Raw genomic sequence first — 16,583 nt, forward strand, 5'->3', positions numbered from 1 at the left:
GGCCATGGACCACTTGCCGCCAGGAATATGTTCCGCCGTGGCGGTCAGGCAATAAAAAAGGCCCTGACGGGCCTTTTTTTTACTTGGCGCTACGGGGTACGTGACAAATACCCAAGGACCGCCGAGCACGCAGCCTCGGATAGATATCTGAAGCCTGTGACCGCAATCAAAAAATCCTGTGCCCTTTATCGAAACCGCGCAAAAGAACCCGATCCCATCGGGGACACCGCGGATCCGGGTCCCCCGGTCCGCCGGTGTCGCCCCCTGGGGGGCCGCGCTCCGCGCGGTAGGGGGGGGCCTACTTCAACGGCTTGTAGCGCAGGCGTTTGGGCTTGGCGCCTTCCTCGCCCAGGCGGCGCTTCTTGTCCGCTTCGTATTCCTGGTAGTTGCCGTCGAAGAAGACGACCTGGGAGTCGCCTTCGAAGGCCAGGATGTGGGTGGCGATGCGGTCCAGGAACCAGCGGTCGTGGCTGATGACCAGGACGCTGCCGGGGAACTCCAGCAGCGCGTCTTCCAGCGCGCGCAGGGTTTCGACGTCGAGGTCGTTGGACGGTTCGTCCAGCAGCAGGACGTTGCCGCCGGCGATCAGCGTCTTGGCCATGTGCAGGCGGCCGCGTTCGCCGCCCGAGAGCTGGCCGACGACCTTGTTCTGGTCGCCGCCCTTGAAGTTGAAGCGGCCCAGATAGGCGCGCGAGCTCATTTCGAACTTGCCCACCGTCAGGATGTCGGCGCCGTCGGCCACCACGTCGAACACGGTCTTGGCGTCCTCCAGCGCATCGCGCGACTGGTCGACGTAGGCCAGCTTCACGGTCTGGCCGATGATCACTTCGCCCGAATCCGGCTGCTCGCGGCCGGCGATCATGCGGAACAGGGTCGACTTGCCGGCGCCGTTGGGGCCGATGATGCCGACGATGGCGCCGGCCGGAACGCGGAAGCTCAGGTTGTCGATCAACAGCCGGTCGCCATAGGCCTTGCTGACGTTCTTGAACTCGATGACTTCATTGCCCAGGCGCTCGCCCACGGGAATGAAGATTTCCTGGGTTTCGTTGCGCTTCTGGTATTCGTACGAGGACAATTCCTCGAAGCGCGCCAGGCGCGCCTTGGCCTTGGCCTGGCGGCCCTTGGGATTCTGGCGCACCCACTCCAGTTCTTTCTTGATGGTCTTCTGGCGCGCCGATTCGGACGCCTCTTCCTGCTTGAGGCGGTCTTCCTTCTGCTCCAGCCAGGAACTGTAGTTGCCCTTCCAGGGAATGCCGTGGCCGCGGTCCAGTTCCAGGATCCACTCGGCGGCGTTGTCGAGGAAGTAGCGGTCGTGGGTCACGCCGACCACGGTGCCCGGGAATTTCTGCAGGAACTGCTCCAGCCACTCCACGCTTTCCGCGTCCAGGTGGTTGGTGGGTTCGTCCAGCAGCAGCATGTCGGGCTTGGAAAGCAGCAGGCGGCACAAGGCGACGCGGCGCTTTTCGCCGCCGGACAGCTTGTCGACCTTGGCGTCCCAGGCCGGCAGGCGCAGCGCGTCGGCGGCGATTTCCATCTGATGCTCGATGTCGTCGGCGCCGCTGGAAGCGGCCGCCGCGATGATGGCTTCCAGTTCGGCCTGCTCCGCGGCCAGCTTGTCGAAGTCGGCATCCGGCTCGGCATAGGCCGCATAGACTTCGTCCAGGCGCTTGCGGGCATTGACCACCGCGCCCAGCCCTTCTTCGACGGCCTGGCGCACGGTATGCTCGGGATCGAGCTGCGGCTCCTGCGGCAGGTAGCCGATATTCAGGCCGGGCATGGGCACGGCCTCGCCTTCGATTTCCTTGTCGACGCCGGCCATGATTTTCAACAGGGTCGATTTGCCGGACCCGTTCAGGCCGAGCACGCCGATTTTGGCGCCGGGGAAAAACGACAGCGAAATATCGCGCAGGATCTGCCGCTTGGGCGGCACGATCTTGCCCACGCGATTCATGGTGTAGACGTATTGGGCCATGGATGTAGGGGGATGATGGAAGTCAAACCCCGATTGTAGCCAGCCCGCGCGACCGTCCGATGTTTGCGCTTCTCCCCCTGGGAGGACGACAATAAGACGATATTGCTTGCAGGCGACTTTCGTTATGCTTGTGAGCCAAGATAGCGACGCCGCCGCGCGGCGAACGCGTCCCCTCGATATGCCAGGAATTTTCATCATGTCCGCCTCCGCCATCCCCCCCGCCTCCGTCTCCCGCTTCCAGACCGCGGAGCTGGACATGCTGGCCAAGACCGCCGACGCGCTCAGCGCCTATCTCGGCAAGCCCGTGCTGGCCGAAGTCGATGCCACCGAGGAAGGCCTCGAATGGGTCACCTTCGGCATCCCCATGGAAGAAAACGCCGCCCGCGACGGCGAAGAACCGGTGCGCGTGCAGATGGGCGGGCCCGGCTCGCGCCTGCTGGGCAATCGCGGCGGCCTGGACCACACCGATGAGGACGTCTACGACTGCCTTTACCTGTGGGCCGTCCAGATCACGCTGGCCGAAGGCGAGCGCTTCGTGAAGCTGGACCAGGACGGCGAGGAAGCCGCCTGGTCCGACACCCTCGCCGACGTGCTGCCCTTCGACCTGACGGACGAGGACCTGTCCGACCTGGACGACGAAGACGACGAGGATGACGACGACGACGAGGACGGCGGCCATGACGGCGCCGGCGCGGGCGTCGACGGCGCGCATCGTCATTGAGGCCGCCCGTCCCCATGCTGTTGAAAACCGTCGGCGCGCTGTTGGCCGCCACCCTGCTGGCGGCTGGCGCCGCCCACGCCCAGATGAAAGTGGGCGTGATCACGTCGTCCACCGGCCCCACGGCCATGGTCGGCATCCCGCAGAAAAATACCGTGCCGCTGCTGCCGCCCAGGCTGGGCGGCCTGACGGTGGACTACATCGTCCTGGACGACGCCAGCGATCCCGCGCAATCGGTCGCGGCCGTGCACAAGCTGATCGACGAGCAGCACGTCGACGCCATCATCGGCCCGCCCGGCACGCCCAATACCCTGGCGATGATTCCCTTCGTCGCGGAGGCCGGCGTGCCCCTGCTGGCGCCCGTGGGTTCGGCCGCCGTGGTGCAGCCCATGGACGCGCAGAAGAAATGGGTCTTCAAGACCACGCAGAACGACGACATCATCGCCCAGGCCCTGGTCGGGCACATGGCCGCCAACGGCGTGAAGACGGTGGGCTTCATCGGCCTGGGCGACGCCTATGGCGAGAACTGGTACAAGGTGTTCAGCGCGCTCGCCGCCGATCACGGACTGCGCATCGTGGCGCGGGAACGCTATCAGCGCAACGACAGTTCGGTCATCGGCCAGGCCCTGAAAATCCTGGCGGCGCGGCCTGACGCCGTCCTCGTGGCGGCGACCGGCGCGGCCGCCGTGCTGCCCCAGGTCACGCTGGCCGACAAAGGCTACAAGGGACGTTTCTACCAGACGCACGGCGCCGCCCTGCCGGACTTCCTCAAGCTGGGCGGCAAGAGGGTGGAGGGCACCGTGCTGGCCGCCAGCCTGATGCTGGTGCTGCCGGAGATGCCGGACACGCATCCTTCCAAGCCCGTCGCGCAAGGCTACATCGACGCCTACGAGCAGCGCTACCATGCCATGCCCGCCACCTTCGGCGCCAATGTCTACGATGCGGGCCTGCTGCTGCAACGCGCGACGCCGCAAGCCGAGCGCGCGGGCCAGCCGGGAACGCCGGCATTCCGCGCCGCGCTGCGCGATGCCCTGGAACAAACCCACGACCTGGTCGGTACGCAGGGCGTGTACGACATGACGCCGCAGGATCACAGTGGATTCGACGCCCGCGGGCGCGAGCTCATCGAGGTCCGCGACGGCGCCTGGAAACGGCTGCCCTGAAGGAGGAAGGCGGGGGGCCGCGCGACGCAGGAACCGAGGAGAAAGCGCAATGACGCCTTGCCCGCCGCCTGTCTGCCCCACCGGCTCCGCCAAGCCGGCGGTGCCGCCGCGCTATCTGCTGTTCGCCCTGCTGGCGCTGCTGGCCGTCGCGCCCGCGCTTCTGCCCGCCCGCTACGTGCTGCTGCTGGATCACATCGGATTGGCCGCGCTGGTGGCGCTGGGCGTGGTCCTGCTTACCGGCATCGGCGGCCTGGTCAGCCTGGCGCAGGCCGCGTTCGTCGGCGTGGGCGCCTACGCCACCGCCCTGCTCACAGCGCAGGCGGGCGCGCTGCCGGAAGGATGGGCCTGGCTGGGGGGATCGCCCTGGCTGGCGCTGGCGGCCGGACTGCTGCTGACGCTGGCGCTGGCCGCCTTGCTGGGCGCGCTGACCGTGCGCCTGCCCGGCCCCTACCTCGCCGTATGCAGCGTCGCCTGGGGGCTGGCGCTGCACTACGCCTTCGGCGCCGTGGCGGGCGAGCGCGGCATCGACGGCATCCCGCCCATCCAGGTCGCCGGCGTGGCCCTGGACACGGCGAACCGCATGTACTACCTGATCTGGCCGGTGCTGCTGCTGGGCCTGTGGGCCCAGCGCAACCTGCTCGACTCCCGCCAGGGCCGCGCCATGCGCGCCTTGCGCGGCGGCTGCGCGATGGCGGAATCGATGGGCGTGAACAGCCGCCGGCTGCGTTTCGCCATCCTGCTCATCGCCGCCGCGCAGGCCTGCATGGCGGGCTGGCTCTACGCCCACCTGCAGCGCCACGTCGACCCCGCGCCGTTCGGCCTGCGCATGGGCATCGAGTACGTCTTCATGACCATCGTCGGCGGCGTCGCGCATGTGTGGGGCGCGCTGCTGGGCGCGGGCATCTTCACCGCGGCCGGACAATGGCTGCGCGAGCTGCTGCCCGGCCTGGCGCAGCCGCCCGCGGGCGACGGCGCCTCCGGCATATACGGCGAATACGGCGGCTATGGCGGCATCGAAGCGATCCTGCTCGGCCTGGTCGCGATAGGGATGCTGCTGCGCGCGCGCGAGGGCTTGTGGCCCATGCTGGCGCGCCGCCTGCCGCTGGACCGCGAGGACGGCAAGGTCAACATGGCGGCCGAGCCGCTGCCGCGCCGGCCCCTGCCGCCGCGCGGCGACGTCATCCTGGAGGTGTCGCGGGTGACGCGCCGCTTCGGCGGGCTGGAAGCCAACCGCGACGTCAGCCTGGCCGCCGAAGCCGGCAGCATCGTGGCGCTGATCGGTCCCAACGGCGCCGGCAAGAGCACCCTGCTCGACCTGCTGTCCGGCGTCGACACGCCCACCTCCGGCGCGATCCTGTTCATGGGCGACCCGGTGGCGGGCCGCGGCGCGCGCCACCTCGCCGCGCTGGGCCTGAGCCGCAGCTTCCAGCAGGTCCATCTGCTGCCCGGGCGCAGCGTGCTGGACAACGCGGCCATCGGCGCGCACCTGCGCGGCACGCACGGCCTCGCCGCCTGCGCGGTGCATGCCGACCGGCGCGAGGAGGCGCGCCTGCTGGCCGAGACCACCCGCCAACTGGAGCGGGTCGGGCTGGGGGACTGCCTGCACCAGCCGGCCGCCGCCTTGCCGCCCGGCCGCCGGCGCCTGCTCGAGATCGCGCGCGCCCTCGCGGCCGATCCCTCCCTGTTGCTGCTGGACGAACCGGCGACCGGCCTGCGGACCGCGGAAAGACAGGAGCTGGCCGTACTGCTGCGCAAGCTGCGCGACGGCGGCATGACCATCCTGCTGGCCGAGCATGACCGGGATTTCGTCATGACGCTGGCCGACCAGGTGCTGGTCATGGACGCCGGCGCCATCACCGCGCGCGGCACGCCCGCGGAAATAATGCGGCATCCGGCCTTGCTGGCGGCCTACGTCGGCAACGTGCCATAGGGCCAGTTAACGCTAGAAGGGGCCTGCGGGGCGCGTGCCCGCGCAGTAGAATGCGGGATCCTTTTTCCGGACCTTGCATGGACGCCGCCAACGTTCAACTGAACGACATTGCCCTGTTCGTCGAAGTCGCCCGGCGCAAGAGCTTCAGCCTCGCCGCGCGCGCGCTCGACATGCCCACCTCGACGCTGTCGCGCCGCATCAGCGAACTGGAAAAGGCCGTGGGCATGCGCCTGCTCAATCGCAACACGCGCCGGCTGGACCTGAGCGACGCGGGGCAGGTGTATTTCGATCGCTGCCAGAGCCTGGTGGACGAAGCCCGCCTGGCCCATGAGCAGTTGCTGTCCATCTCCAGCCAGCCGCAGGGCAAGCTCATCGTCAGCATGCCGGACAGCCTGGCCTTGCTGCTGCTTTCGGATTCGCTGCAGGAGTTCACCGACCTGTATCCCGAACTGGAATGCGAGCTGGACCTCAGCCTGCGCGCCGCCGATCCGCACGCCGCGCCGTTCGACGTGATGCTGCGGCTGGGCGAGCCCAGCATGCAGAACGACGGCATGGAGGTGCGCGAGCTGTTGTCGATGACGCGCTACCTCTATGCCTCCGACGAATACGTGGCGCAGCGGGGCGAACCCCGCACGCCGGCCGACCTGCGCGAGCACGAATGCCTGCGCGGCTTCGCCAGCGAAGCCGCCTCGACCTGGCTGCTCACGCGCGGCGACACGCAGGAACGCGTGGTCGTCGATGGCCGCGTCACGGCCAACAACATGGGCTTGCTGAGCGACTTCGTCAGCCTGGGCATGGGCATCGCCCCCCTGCCCGCCTATGCCGCCACCCAGGGCCGCATGGCGCGCGACCATTCCCTGCGCCGCGTCCTGCCCGAATGGCGGGCCGCCCCCCTGCCCCTCTACGCCGTCTTCCCCTCGCGCATCCTGCCCGCCAAAACCCGCGCCTTCATGGACTTCATCGTCCCGCGCCTCGAAGCCGCCAACGGCGAGGCGACGGAACAGGCCTGACGCCGGGCGGGTTTGCCAGTGACGCAAAAAGCAAAAGGCCCCAAAAGGCCTTTTCTCACCACCGGCGCGCCCCAAAAAAACAAAGACCTGTGCATTGCACAGGTCTTGTAGATCGCAGACACCGCGGAGCCGGCTTTGCCGGTCCGCGGGTGTCGCCCCCCTGGGGGGCCGCGCTCCGCGCGGTAGGGGGGTACCCTTACACTCGCTTAATTTTTTCCAGCATCTTGAACACACCCTTGGGCGAGTTCACGAACAGGCGCTTGAAGGCCTTGCCCAGGCAGCGGCGTTCCAGGGTGTTACGGCGGGTGCGTTTGCGTTCAGCCATGACGATTCTCCGATCAGCGATGGTCCACTGACGGACACATCAAAAGGTTAGCGAGCACATGAAGTGCGGAAAGGGCCCGCGCAACGGCTGGAGGAAACCCAGGCTGGCGGAAACTTTGGAAAACCCGGCATTCTACCCGGAATTTCAGCCCCTTGCCCAGCCAACCCCGTCCCCGTTTCAACGAAGCCGCATCAGGCCGGCGGACCGCGGCCGCCATGCCCGGCAGTAACGCCGATAGCCGCCGCGCCGGCGCCCCATCCGGCCATCGCTTGTGGAAAGCGGAATCGCCGCCATATACCCAGTTCACCGGCGCCGCCGCGGAAGCAGTCCCGCGCGGCCGCTCCTCCCCGCTTTCCCCCAATACCCACGACGCCGACCCCGCCGCGGCCGGCCCCTCTTGACGCACAGGCTACGATTACAGGATGACATCCGAAATTCGCATCGTTGGCGCACGCCAGAACAATCTCAAGAACCTGGACGTAACGTTCGCCACCGGCGAACTCGTCGTCGTTACCGGCGTCTCGGGCTCGGGCAAAAGCTCCCTCGCCTTCGACACGCTCTATGCCGAAGGGCAGCGGCGCTACGTCGAGACCTTTTCCCCTTATGCGCGCCAGTTCCTGGACCGCATGGACAAACCCCAGGTCGACCGGATCGAAGGCATCCTTCCCGCCATCGCCATCGACCAGACCAACCCCGTGCGCAGCTCGCGCAGCACCGTCGGCACGATGACGGAGCTGAACGACCACCTCAAGCTGCTGTTCGCGCGCGGCGCCCGCCTGTTCTGCCGGGGCTGTGGCCGGCCGGTGCGGCGCGACACCGCCGAGTCGATCCGCCAGTCGCTGGCCGAACGCAGCGCCGAAGCGGGCGACCCGCGCCTGGTGGTGACGTTCCCCATCAAGGTGCCGGCGAACTTCACCGAGGACGAAGTCCGCGGCTTCCTGGAGCAACAGGGCTATACCCGCGTCCATGCCCAGGAAGGCGAGGCGGCCGCGCCCGGGCCGGCCCCGGCCGCCGCCGGCAAGGGATCGGCCAGGAAGGCCAAGGACGACAAGCATGCCCCGGTGGCGCAGCGCGTGCTGCACGTGGTGCAGGACCGCTTCCGCTTTTCCAGCGCGGAAAGCGACCGCGTCATGGAGGCGCTGGACACCGCGCTGCGCATGGGCGCCGGCCACCTGGCCGTGCACGTGCTGGACGACGACGGCGGCGACGCCCAGGTCTGGAAATACAGCGACCGCCTGCATTGCGCCGATTGCGACATCGAATACGCCGATCCGCTGCCCAGCTCCTTCTCCTTCAACTCGCCGCTGGGGGCCTGCGAGGCCTGCCGCGGCTTCGGCCGCGTGATCGGCATCGACTTCGGCCTGGTCATTCCCGACGAGAACAAGACCCTGCTGGAGGGCGCCATCAAGCCCTGGCAGACGGCCAGCTACAAGGAATGCCAGGACGACCTGCAGAAGTACGCGCCGCGCGCGGGCGTGCCCCTGTCCGTGCCCTGGAAGAGCCTGACGCCGGAACAGCAGGCGTGGGTCCTGCACGGCGACCCCGAATTCAAGGGCGGCAGCCAGGCCTGGAAGACCCAGTGGTACGGCGTGCAGCGCTTCTTCGCCTGGCTCGAGACCAAGGCCTACAAGATGCACGTGCGCGTGCTGCTGTCGAAATACCGCAGCTACACGCCCTGCCCCACCTGCCACGGCTCGCGCCTGAAGCCGGACGCCCTGCTGTGGCGCGTCGGCACCAAGGAGGAAGCGGACGCCGTCATGCCGCCGGAAGACGGCCGCTACCGCCGCTTCAAGCCGGTCCAGGCCAACTGGTCCGACGAGCTGCTGTATCTGCTGGACGGCCTGTCCATCCATGACGTGATGCTGCTGCCCATCGAACGGGTGCGCGCCTTCTTCGACAAGCTGCGCTACCACGGCGTGCTCGACGCCGCCACCGACCTGCTGCTGACGGAGGTGCGCGCGCGCCTGAAATTCCTCTGCGACGTCGGCCTGGGCTACCTGACGCTGGACCGCCAGAGCCGCACGCTGTCCGGCGGCGAGGTCCAACGGATCAATCTCACCACCGCGCTGGGCACCTCACTGGTCAATACGCTGTTCGTCCTGGACGAACCGTCCATCGGCCTGCACCCGCGCGACATGCATCGCGTGGTGGAAGTCATGCACCGGCTGCGCGACGCCGGCAATACCCTCGTCGTCGTCGAACACGACCCGCAGGTCATGGTGGCGGCCGACCGCATCATCGACATCGGCCCCGGCCCCGGCGAGCGCGGCGGCAGCATCGTCTTCGACGGCACGCCGGCGCAACTGCGCGCCGCGCCGACGCTGACCGGCGACTATCTCGGCGGCCGCCTGCGCGTGGAAGCGCCGCGCCCCATGCCGGTGGCGGCCAACACGCCGCGCCTGCTGCTGGAAGGCGTCAACGCGCACAACCTGAAGAACGTCTCGGTGGAAATCCCGCTGGGCCGCCTGGTGTGCGTGACGGGCGTGTCCGGCTCCGGCAAATCGACCCTGGTGCAGGACGTGCTGTATCCCGCCCTGCTCAAGCTCAAGGGCAAGCCGTCGGAAGCGCCGGGCGCTTTCGGGCGCTTGCTGGGCGCCGAGCAGATCGCCGACGTGGTGCTGGTGGACCAGACGCCCATCGGCAAGACCGCGCGTTCCAATCCGGCCAGCTACGTCGGCGCCTTCGACGCCATCCGCAAGCTGTTCGCCCAGGCGCCGCTGTCGAAGGAGCGCGCCTATACGGCGGGCACCTTCAGCTTCAACAGCGGCGACGGCCGCTGCCCGGTCTGCGGCGGCACCGGCTTCGAGCACGTCGAAATGCAGTTCCTGTCCGACGTCTACCTGCGTTGCCCGGACTGCGACGGCAAGCGCTTCCGAGCGGAAGTGCTGCAGGTCCGCGTCGAGCACCTGGGCAAGAGCGCGTCCATCGACGAAGTGCTGGAAATGACGGTGAGCGAGGCCCTGGAATTCTTCAAGGGACTGCGCGACGTCCAGACCGGCCTGGCGCCGCTGGCCGACGTGGGCCTGGAATACGTGCGCCTGGGGCAGCCGGTGCCCACGCTGTCGGGCGGCGAAGCGCAGCGCCTGAAGCTGGCCGGCCACCTGGCCGAAGCCGCCCGCAGCGGCATCTCCACCGCCAAGGTCGCCAAGAAGGGCAGCCTGTTCCTGTTCGACGAACCGACCACCGGCCTGCACTTCGACGACGTCGCGCGCCTGATGCGCGCCTTCCGCAAGCTGCTGGCGGCGGGCCACACGCTGCTGGTCATCGAGCACAACCTGGACGTGATCCGCGCCGCCGACTGGCTGCTGGACCTGGGCCCCGAAGGCGGCGACGCCGGCGGCCTGCTGGTGGGCGCCGGCACGCCCCGCGACCTGATGGACAACCCCGCCTCGCACACGGGCGCCGCCCTGCGCGACTACGAACAGGCCGTGCTGCCGGCGGAAGCGACGCCCGTGCGCGCCGCGGCGGCGGACGCGGCCGCCGAACTGGCGGTGGAGGAACCCGCCGTGGCCTACGCGAACGGCAACGGCAACGGCAATGGCAACGGCGACGGCATGCCCCTGCAGGCCGCCCTGCGCCGCCAGGCGCCGATGTCCATCGAGATCCGCAACGCGCGCGAGCACAACCTGAAGAACGTCAGCGTGGAAATCCCGCGCGACAAGTTCACCGTGATCACCGGCGTGTCGGGCTCCGGCAAATCGACCCTGGCCTTCGACATCCTGTTCAACGAAGGCCAGCGGCGCTACCTGGAATCGCTCAACGCCTACGCCCGCGCCATCGTGCAGCCGGCCGGCAAGCCCGACGTCGACGCCATTTTCGGCATTCCGCCGACGGTGGCCATCGCCCAGCGCACCAGCCGCGGCGGCCTGAAGTCCACCGTCGCCACCATGACGGAAATCCATCACTTCCTGCGGCTGCTGTACGTCAAGCTGGGCGTGCAGTATTCGCCGGACTACAACGTGCCCGTCCAGCCGCAGACGCCCGACCAGATCGTCGCCCGCATCCTGCGCGAGCGCGCCGGCCAGCGCATCGGCGTCCTGGCGCCCCTGGTGACCGCGCGCAAGGGCTACTACACCGACCTCGCCAAATGGGCGGGCGGCAAGGGCCATACGCATCTGCGGGTGGACGGCGTCTTCACGCCGGTCAGCCCGTGGCCGCGCCTGGACCGCTACAAGGAACACACCATCGAACTGCCGGTGGCCGACGTGCTGGTCGATCCCGCCAACGAGGCGCCCCTGCGCGAGGCCGTGCGCAGCGCGCTGGACTACGGCCAGGGCGCGCTCAGCGTGCTATGGCCCCTGGACGCCCTGCGCGACGATCCCCAGGCGACGCTGGAACAGGCGCACTTCTCCACCAAGCGCACCTGCCCGATCAGCGGCGTCAGCTTTCCCGAGCTGGACCCGCGCATGTTCTCCTACAACTCCAAGCACGGCTGGTGCCCGACCTGCTTCGGCGCGGGCGTGGTCATGCCCGAGTTCGACGAAGAGCAGACCGGCGAGGAAGCGGGCTGGAGCGAACGCTATGCCGGCGAAGCCGTGGTCTGCCCCACCTGCCACGGCCAGCGCCTGAACCGCGTGGCCCTGCACGTGCGCTGGCGCGACCGCTCCATCGCCGAGCTGGCCGCCATGTCGGTGAACGAGGCCCACACCTTCTTCACCGGCCTGGTGGTGCGCGGCCGCGAAGCGGAAATCGCGCGCGACATCCTCGCCGAAATCCGCAGCCGCCTGAACTTCATGAAGGAAGTCGGCCTCGATTACCTGGCGCTGGACCGGGCCGCGCCCACGCTGTCCGGCGGCGAGGCGCAACGCATCCGCCTGGCCGCGCAACTGGGGTCCAACATGCAGGGCGTGTGCTACATCCTGGACGAGCCCACCATCGGCCTGCATCCGCGCGACAACCGCATCCTGCTGGACGCGCTGGGCCGCCTGGAAGGCAACGGCAACACGCTGGTGGTGGTCGAGCATGACGACGACACCATCCGGCGCGCCGCCCACATCATCGACATCGGCCCCGGCGCCGGCGTGCGCGGCGGCCAGGTCGTCGCGCAGGGCACGGCGGACGACCTGATGAAGAACGAGCGCTCCGTGACCGGCCGCTACCTGGCGCAGCCGCTGCGCCATCCGCTGCAGGAACGCCGCGCCGTCGGCAAGGACACCGCCTTCGTGGAGGTGCGCAACGCCCATCTGCACAACCTGCGCAACGTCAACGCGCGCTTTCCCATCGGCCGCCTGAGCGTGGTCACCGGCGTGTCCGGTTCGGGCAAGTCGACGCTGGCGCGCGAAGTGCTGCTGGACAACCTGCTGCAGGCGGTCTCGCAGGGCGCCGCGCCCAAATGGAACGGCTGCACCGGCATCAACGGCTGGGAAGCGCTGGACCGCGTCCTCGAAGTGGACCAGACGCCCATCGGCAAGACGCCGCGTTCCTGCCCCGGCACCTACATCGGCTTCTGGGACGACGTGCGCAAGCAGTTCGCCGAAACGAAGGAAGCGCGCATGCGCGGCTGGACGGCGGCGCGCTTCTCCTTCAACACCGGCGACGGCCGCTGCCCGATCTGCGAAGGCCAGGGCATGCGCACCATCGAAATGAACTTCCTGCCGGACGTGAAGGTGCCCTGCGACGCCTGCAACGGCGCGCGCTTCAACGCCGACACCCTGTCGGTGCAGATGCGCGGCAAGCATGCCGGCGAAGTCCTGTCCATGGAGGTCGACGACGCGCTGGAGTATTTCGCCGCCCATCCCAAGGTGCGCCGGCCCCTGCAACTGATGCAGGACGTCGGCCTGGGCTACCTGACGCTGGGCCAGCCCTCGCCCACCCTGTCCGGCGGCGAGGCGCAGCGCATCAAGCTGGTGGCCGAGCTGTCCAAGGCCCGCCTGACCGACGGCGTCATCACCACCGGCCGCGCCTCGCGCATCCCGCACACGCTGTACGTGCTGGACGAGCCGACCGTGGGGCTGTCCATGGCCGACGTCGAGAAGCTGATCCACGTGCTGCACCGGCTGGTCGAGGCCGGCAACACCGTGGTGGTCATCGAGCACAACCTGGACGTGATCGCCGAAGCCGACTGGCTGCTCGACATGGGCCCGGAAGGCGGCAGCGGCGGCGGCCAACTGGTGGCCCAGGGCACGCCGGAGGACGTCATGGCCTTGCGCGACAAATCGCATACGGGCCAGGTGCTGGCGGAGTTCCTGCGACAATAGAGGACTGTTCGCCCTTTCGACCCCGCAATGTATTGCCGTTTTGAAGACCGCCTGGCTGGCCGGGCACTGGAACTGGTGGGTTTCCGCCGGCGCATCGAAGCCCGTGCGCCGCGGGAACTGCCGGACGCGCTGGCGGCCATCGAGACCGCCCGGCGGGACGGCCATTGGGTCGCCCTGATGCTGGACTTCGAGCTGGGCGAATGGCTGCTGCCCGAGGTCGTCCGCGCGCCCGGCGGCCATGCCGGCGAGCGCAGCGGCCGCAGCGCCATCGGCCGGGCCGCGCAACGCTGCGGCGGCGCCGGGGCCGGCGTGCAGGCCGGGGGAGCGGGCGCGGCTAACGCTGCAAACGCGCCAGGCATCGCGGAGACAAGCGCCGGCGACACAGGCGCCGCGGGAACCGGGACGGACCCGGGATCACCCTCCCCGCGGCTGCGGCCGCGCCTGCGCGCGCTGGTCTTCGACGGGGTCGTGCACGGCCAGCCCTGGCCGGTGCCGGCCGACGCCGGCAGCCGCATCCTGGAAGCCCGGCCACGCACCGCGCACGCGGACTACCTGGCCCAGGTCGAGGCCATCCGCGACGGCATCGGGCGGGGCGAGTACTACCAGGTCAACTACACCCAGCCGCTGGACCTGCGCGTGCAGGGCGACCCGCGCGAACTGTACGCGCGCATCGCGGCCGCCAATCCGGCCGCGCACGCCGCCTACATCGAGGACGGCACCCAGACCATCCTGTCCTTTTCCCCCGAATTGTTCGTGGCCCGCCAGGGCGCCACGCTGACCATGCGGCCGATGAAGGGCACGGCGCCGCGCGACCCGGACCCGGAACGGGACGAGGCCCTGGGCCGCGAACTGCACGCCAGCGCCAAGAACCGCGCCGAGAACCTGATGATCGTCGACCTGCTGCGCAACGACCTCGGCCGCCTGGCCGAGCCGGGCTCGGTGAAGGTGGACGCCCTGTTCACGCTGGAACGCTACCCCACCATCTGGACCCTGACCTCGACCGTCAGCGCGCGGGCCCCGTACGCCACCTTGGGCGAGGTGCTGGCCGCGCTGTTTCCCTGCGGATCGGTGACCGGCGCGCCCAAGATCGCCGCCATGCGCCAGATCCGCCGCGCGGAAACGTCGCCGCGCGGGCTATATTGCGGCAGCACCGGCTGGCTGGCGCCCGACGGCGATTTCTCGCTGAACGTGGCCATCCGCACGCTGGTGCTGGACGCGGACGGCCATGGCGTCTATGGCGCGGGCGGCGGCATCGTTTTCGATTCCGACGCCGAGGCCGAGTGGCAGGAATGCTTGTGGAAGGCGCGCATCCTGGCGCATTGAGCGGCGGCAAGGCGGCCGCCCGGAGCCGGAGCCAGACCAACCGGAGCAACCGGAGCATGGGTCCGCGCAGGCCGCGCATGTGACGGCGCCTGGACCAAGCGGCACGGCGGCACAGCGGCACAGCGGCACAGCGGCACAGCGGCACAGCGGCACAGCAGAAAAGGATCTCATGACCATGATCGATACTCAGCCCTCCCTCATCGAAACCATGCGCGTCGAGGCCGACGGCCGCATCCTGCTGCTGGACCGGCACCTGGGCCGCCTGCAGGTCTCGTGCGCCGCGCTGGGCCGGCCCTTCCATGGCGAGACCCTGCGCGAACGGGTGCTGACCGCCGCCGGCAAGGCGCGCACGCCCGGCGCGCAGCGCGTGCGCCTCCTGGTCGACGCCCAGGGCCAGGCCAGCGCGCAGGCCACGCCGCTGCCCGACCTGCCGCCCCTGCCCGGCGTGCGCCTATGGTCCACGCGACTCGATTCGCGCGAACCCCTGCTGCGCTACAAGACCACGCGGCGGCCCTGGTACGACGCGCCCACCGCGTGGCTCGCCGGGCATCCGGCCTTCTTCGACGTCCTGCTATGCAACGAGCGGGGCGAACTGTGCGAAGGCAGCCGCAGCAACGTCTACCTGCAACTGGGCGGCAAATGGTTCACGCCGCCCGTCGATTGCGGCTGTCTGCCCGGCGTGCAGCGCGCCGAACTGCTCGAACGAGGATGGGTCGAGGAGCGCCTGCTCTACGAGGACGACTTCCCCCGCGCCCGCGGCATCCGCCTGTCCAACGCCTTGCGCGGCTGGTTCGACGTGGAGTGGGTGCGCACGCCAGCCGACGCGGCCTGATCCGCGCCGTCGTCGCCCGGCTCAATCCGCGTCACTCAATCCGCGTCATCGACCTCGAACTCGGCCAGGCGGGCCCCTGGCCACGTTCCCTCGCGGACCAGGTCGTGCACCAAGGTGAAGAGGATTTCCTCGACGCAGCGCACCGATTCGGAGCGTTGCCGCGCAACCGAACAAGCCAGGACCACCCGGCGCGTCAGCGCGGGGCGTCCAAGGGGCACCCTCGCCACATGCCGTTCCAGTTTCTCATCGGCAATGGCGACGCCGGGCAGCACGGTGTAACCGATGCCGGACAACAACAGCGCTTTTGTCAGTTGCGTGGTATCGGCCTCCGCCACGATATCCAGCGCGATATCTTCGACCGCGCAGGCGTGTTCCAGGATGCCGCGCACGCTATGCGAACCACTGGGCAGGATGAGCGGCAAGCCCCGCAGCGCGGACAAGGGTTCCGACTTTTTCCATCGAGGCTTCAGCGTACGCGCCCCCACCAGGTACAAGGGTTCGTCGAGCAAGGGGCGCGTGTCTATGGCGGCATGCGTCTTGGGGTCATAGAGCAGCCCCAGGTCGAGCGCATTGTCCTGAAGCGCATCCTGCAGTTCTCCGGCGTAACCCCCGGCAAGACGCAGGCGTATCTGCGGATATGCGTCGCGCACCCGCTTCAGTAAAGGAGCCGCGACGAGATCGATCACGCTGGGCAGCATGCCGACCGACACCAGGCCGGCGACGACGCCGCGCCTGGGCCGGATTTCGGTCACCGCCTGTTCCAGGGTCAGCAGTGCGCGGCGTGCGTGCTCGGCCAGCACACGACCTTCGCGCGTCAACGCCATGCCGTTGCGGGTACGCGTGAACAAGGGCTTGCCCAGTTCCTCTTCGATGCCGCGCAATTGCCGTGAAAGCGCCGGCTGGACCACATGAAGCAGTTCCGCCGCCTTGGTGACGCTGCCGGTCTCGGCGATCGCCAACACCGCCCTGAGTTGTCTCAATTCCATACGCTGGTTGCGATTGCGGCACGCCGCCTATGCAAAATCCTGATCCGTGACAGGCCAATTTGTTATTGGCGACAGCTTGGGATTACAGCCTAGGATGACAACTCCTTCAATCAGGGGTGATCCTGAA

At 68.9% G+C, this 16,583-nt stretch carries 10 protein-coding genes; 7 read left to right on the forward strand and 3 right to left on the reverse strand.

Annotated elements, in window-relative coordinates; all coding sequences use genetic code 11:
• Positions 1-298: 298 nt before the first annotated feature.
• Positions 299-1,972 (reverse strand): energy-dependent translational throttle protein EttA, encoded by a 1,674-nt coding sequence (gene ettA / locus CAL29_RS25575; RefSeq protein ID WP_094855731.1) that lies wholly within the window; start codon positions 1,970-1,972, stop codon positions 299-301.
• 196 nt (positions 1,973-2,168) lie between these two features.
• On the opposite strand from ettA, the gene CAL29_RS25580 reads away from it, so the two are divergent.
• The 4 genes from CAL29_RS25580 to CAL29_RS25595 all read left to right on the forward strand — a co-directional run bounded on the left by CAL29_RS25580 (position 2,169) and on the right by CAL29_RS25595 (position 6,793).
• Positions 2,169-2,693, forward strand: a complete 525-nt coding sequence (locus CAL29_RS25580) for a hypothetical protein (protein WP_094855732.1) — start codon at positions 2,169-2,171, stop codon at positions 2,691-2,693.
• A gap of 14 nt (positions 2,694-2,707) precedes the next feature.
• Positions 2,708-3,853 carry an ABC transporter substrate-binding protein gene (locus CAL29_RS25585; RefSeq protein ID WP_094855733.1) on the forward strand — a complete coding sequence of 382 codons (1,146 nt, stop codon included), beginning with the start codon at positions 2,708-2,710 and terminating at the stop codon, positions 3,851-3,853.
• Positions 3,854-3,902: 49 nt separating this feature from the next.
• Complete coding sequence (locus CAL29_RS25590; RefSeq protein ID WP_256977747.1) at positions 3,903-5,783, forward strand: branched-chain amino acid ABC transporter ATP-binding protein/permease; 1,881 nt, start codon at positions 3,903-3,905, stop codon at positions 5,781-5,783.
• 77 nt (positions 5,784-5,860) lie between these two features.
• Positions 5,861-6,793 carry a LysR family transcriptional regulator gene (locus CAL29_RS25595; protein WP_094855734.1) on the forward strand — a complete coding sequence of 311 codons (933 nt, stop codon included), beginning with the start codon at positions 5,861-5,863 and terminating at the stop codon, positions 6,791-6,793.
• Between the two features lie 196 nt (positions 6,794-6,989).
• Here the strand turns inward: CAL29_RS25595 and CAL29_RS32135 are convergent, their stop codons facing one another.
• The gene (locus CAL29_RS32135) at positions 6,990-7,118 is read right to left on the reverse strand and encodes a hypothetical protein (protein WP_255361982.1); all 129 of its coding nucleotides are present in this window, start codon (positions 7,116-7,118) and stop codon (positions 6,990-6,992) included.
• 422 nt (positions 7,119-7,540) lie between these two features.
• Here CAL29_RS32135 and uvrA point away from each other — a divergent pair, with 422 nt between their 5' ends.
• The 3 genes from uvrA to CAL29_RS25610 all read left to right on the forward strand — a co-directional run bounded on the left by uvrA (position 7,541) and on the right by CAL29_RS25610 (position 15,470).
• A complete protein-coding gene (uvrA, locus tag CAL29_RS25600; RefSeq protein WP_094855735.1) occupies positions 7,541-13,315 on the forward strand; it encodes an excinuclease ABC subunit UvrA in 5,775 nt (1,924 codons plus the stop codon).
• A 27-nt stretch (positions 13,316-13,342) separates the two neighbouring features.
• Positions 13,343-14,638 carry an aminodeoxychorismate synthase component I gene (pabB, locus tag CAL29_RS31900; RefSeq protein ID WP_256977749.1) on the forward strand — a complete coding sequence of 432 codons (1,296 nt, stop codon included), beginning with the start codon at positions 13,343-13,345 and terminating at the stop codon, positions 14,636-14,638.
• A 175-nt stretch (positions 14,639-14,813) separates the two neighbouring features.
• Positions 14,814-15,470: an aminotransferase class IV family protein gene (locus tag CAL29_RS25610; protein ID WP_094856911.1), complete on the forward strand. Its 657-nt coding sequence runs from the start codon at positions 14,814-14,816 to the stop codon at positions 15,468-15,470.
• 35 nt (positions 15,471-15,505) lie between these two features.
• Here CAL29_RS25610 and CAL29_RS25615 read toward each other — a convergent pair whose 3' ends face one another.
• On the reverse strand, positions 15,506-16,456 hold the full coding sequence (locus tag CAL29_RS25615; protein WP_094855736.1) for a LysR family transcriptional regulator: 951 nt from the start codon (positions 16,454-16,456) through the stop codon (positions 15,506-15,508).
• Positions 16,457-16,583: the final 127 nt, after the last annotated feature.

Origin of the sequence: Bordetella genomosp. 10 (genome assembly GCF_002261225.1) — a bacterium.
Classification (GTDB): domain Bacteria; phylum Pseudomonadota; class Gammaproteobacteria; order Burkholderiales; family Burkholderiaceae_B; genus Bordetella_C.

Coding starts and splice junctions, on each gene's coding strand:
- CAL29_RS25610 (WP_094856911.1), top strand. CDS start 14,814: ATGATCGATACTCAGCCCTCCCTCATCGAAACCATGCGCGTCGAGGCC.
- uvrA (WP_094855735.1), top strand. CDS start 7,541: ATGACATCCGAAATTCGCATCGTTGGCGCACGCCAGAACAATCTCAAG.
- CAL29_RS25595 (WP_094855734.1), top strand. CDS start 5,861: ATGGACGCCGCCAACGTTCAACTGAACGACATTGCCCTGTTCGTCGAA.
- pabB (WP_256977749.1), top strand. CDS start 13,343: ATGTATTGCCGTTTTGAAGACCGCCTGGCTGGCCGGGCACTGGAACTG.
- CAL29_RS25585 (WP_094855733.1), top strand. CDS start 2,708: ATGCTGTTGAAAACCGTCGGCGCGCTGTTGGCCGCCACCCTGCTGGCG.
- CAL29_RS25580 (WP_094855732.1), top strand. CDS start 2,169: ATGTCCGCCTCCGCCATCCCCCCCGCCTCCGTCTCCCGCTTCCAGACC.
- ettA (WP_094855731.1), bottom strand. CDS start 1,972: ATGGCCCAATACGTCTACACCATGAATCGCGTGGGCAAGATCGTGCCG.
- CAL29_RS25615 (WP_094855736.1), bottom strand. CDS start 16,456: ATGGAATTGAGACAACTCAGGGCGGTGTTGGCGATCGCCGAGACCGGC.
- CAL29_RS32135 (WP_255361982.1), bottom strand. CDS start 7,118: ATGGCTGAACGCAAACGCACCCGCCGTAACACCCTGGAACGCCGCTGC.
- CAL29_RS25590 (WP_256977747.1), top strand. CDS start 3,903: ATGACGCCTTGCCCGCCGCCTGTCTGCCCCACCGGCTCCGCCAAGCCG.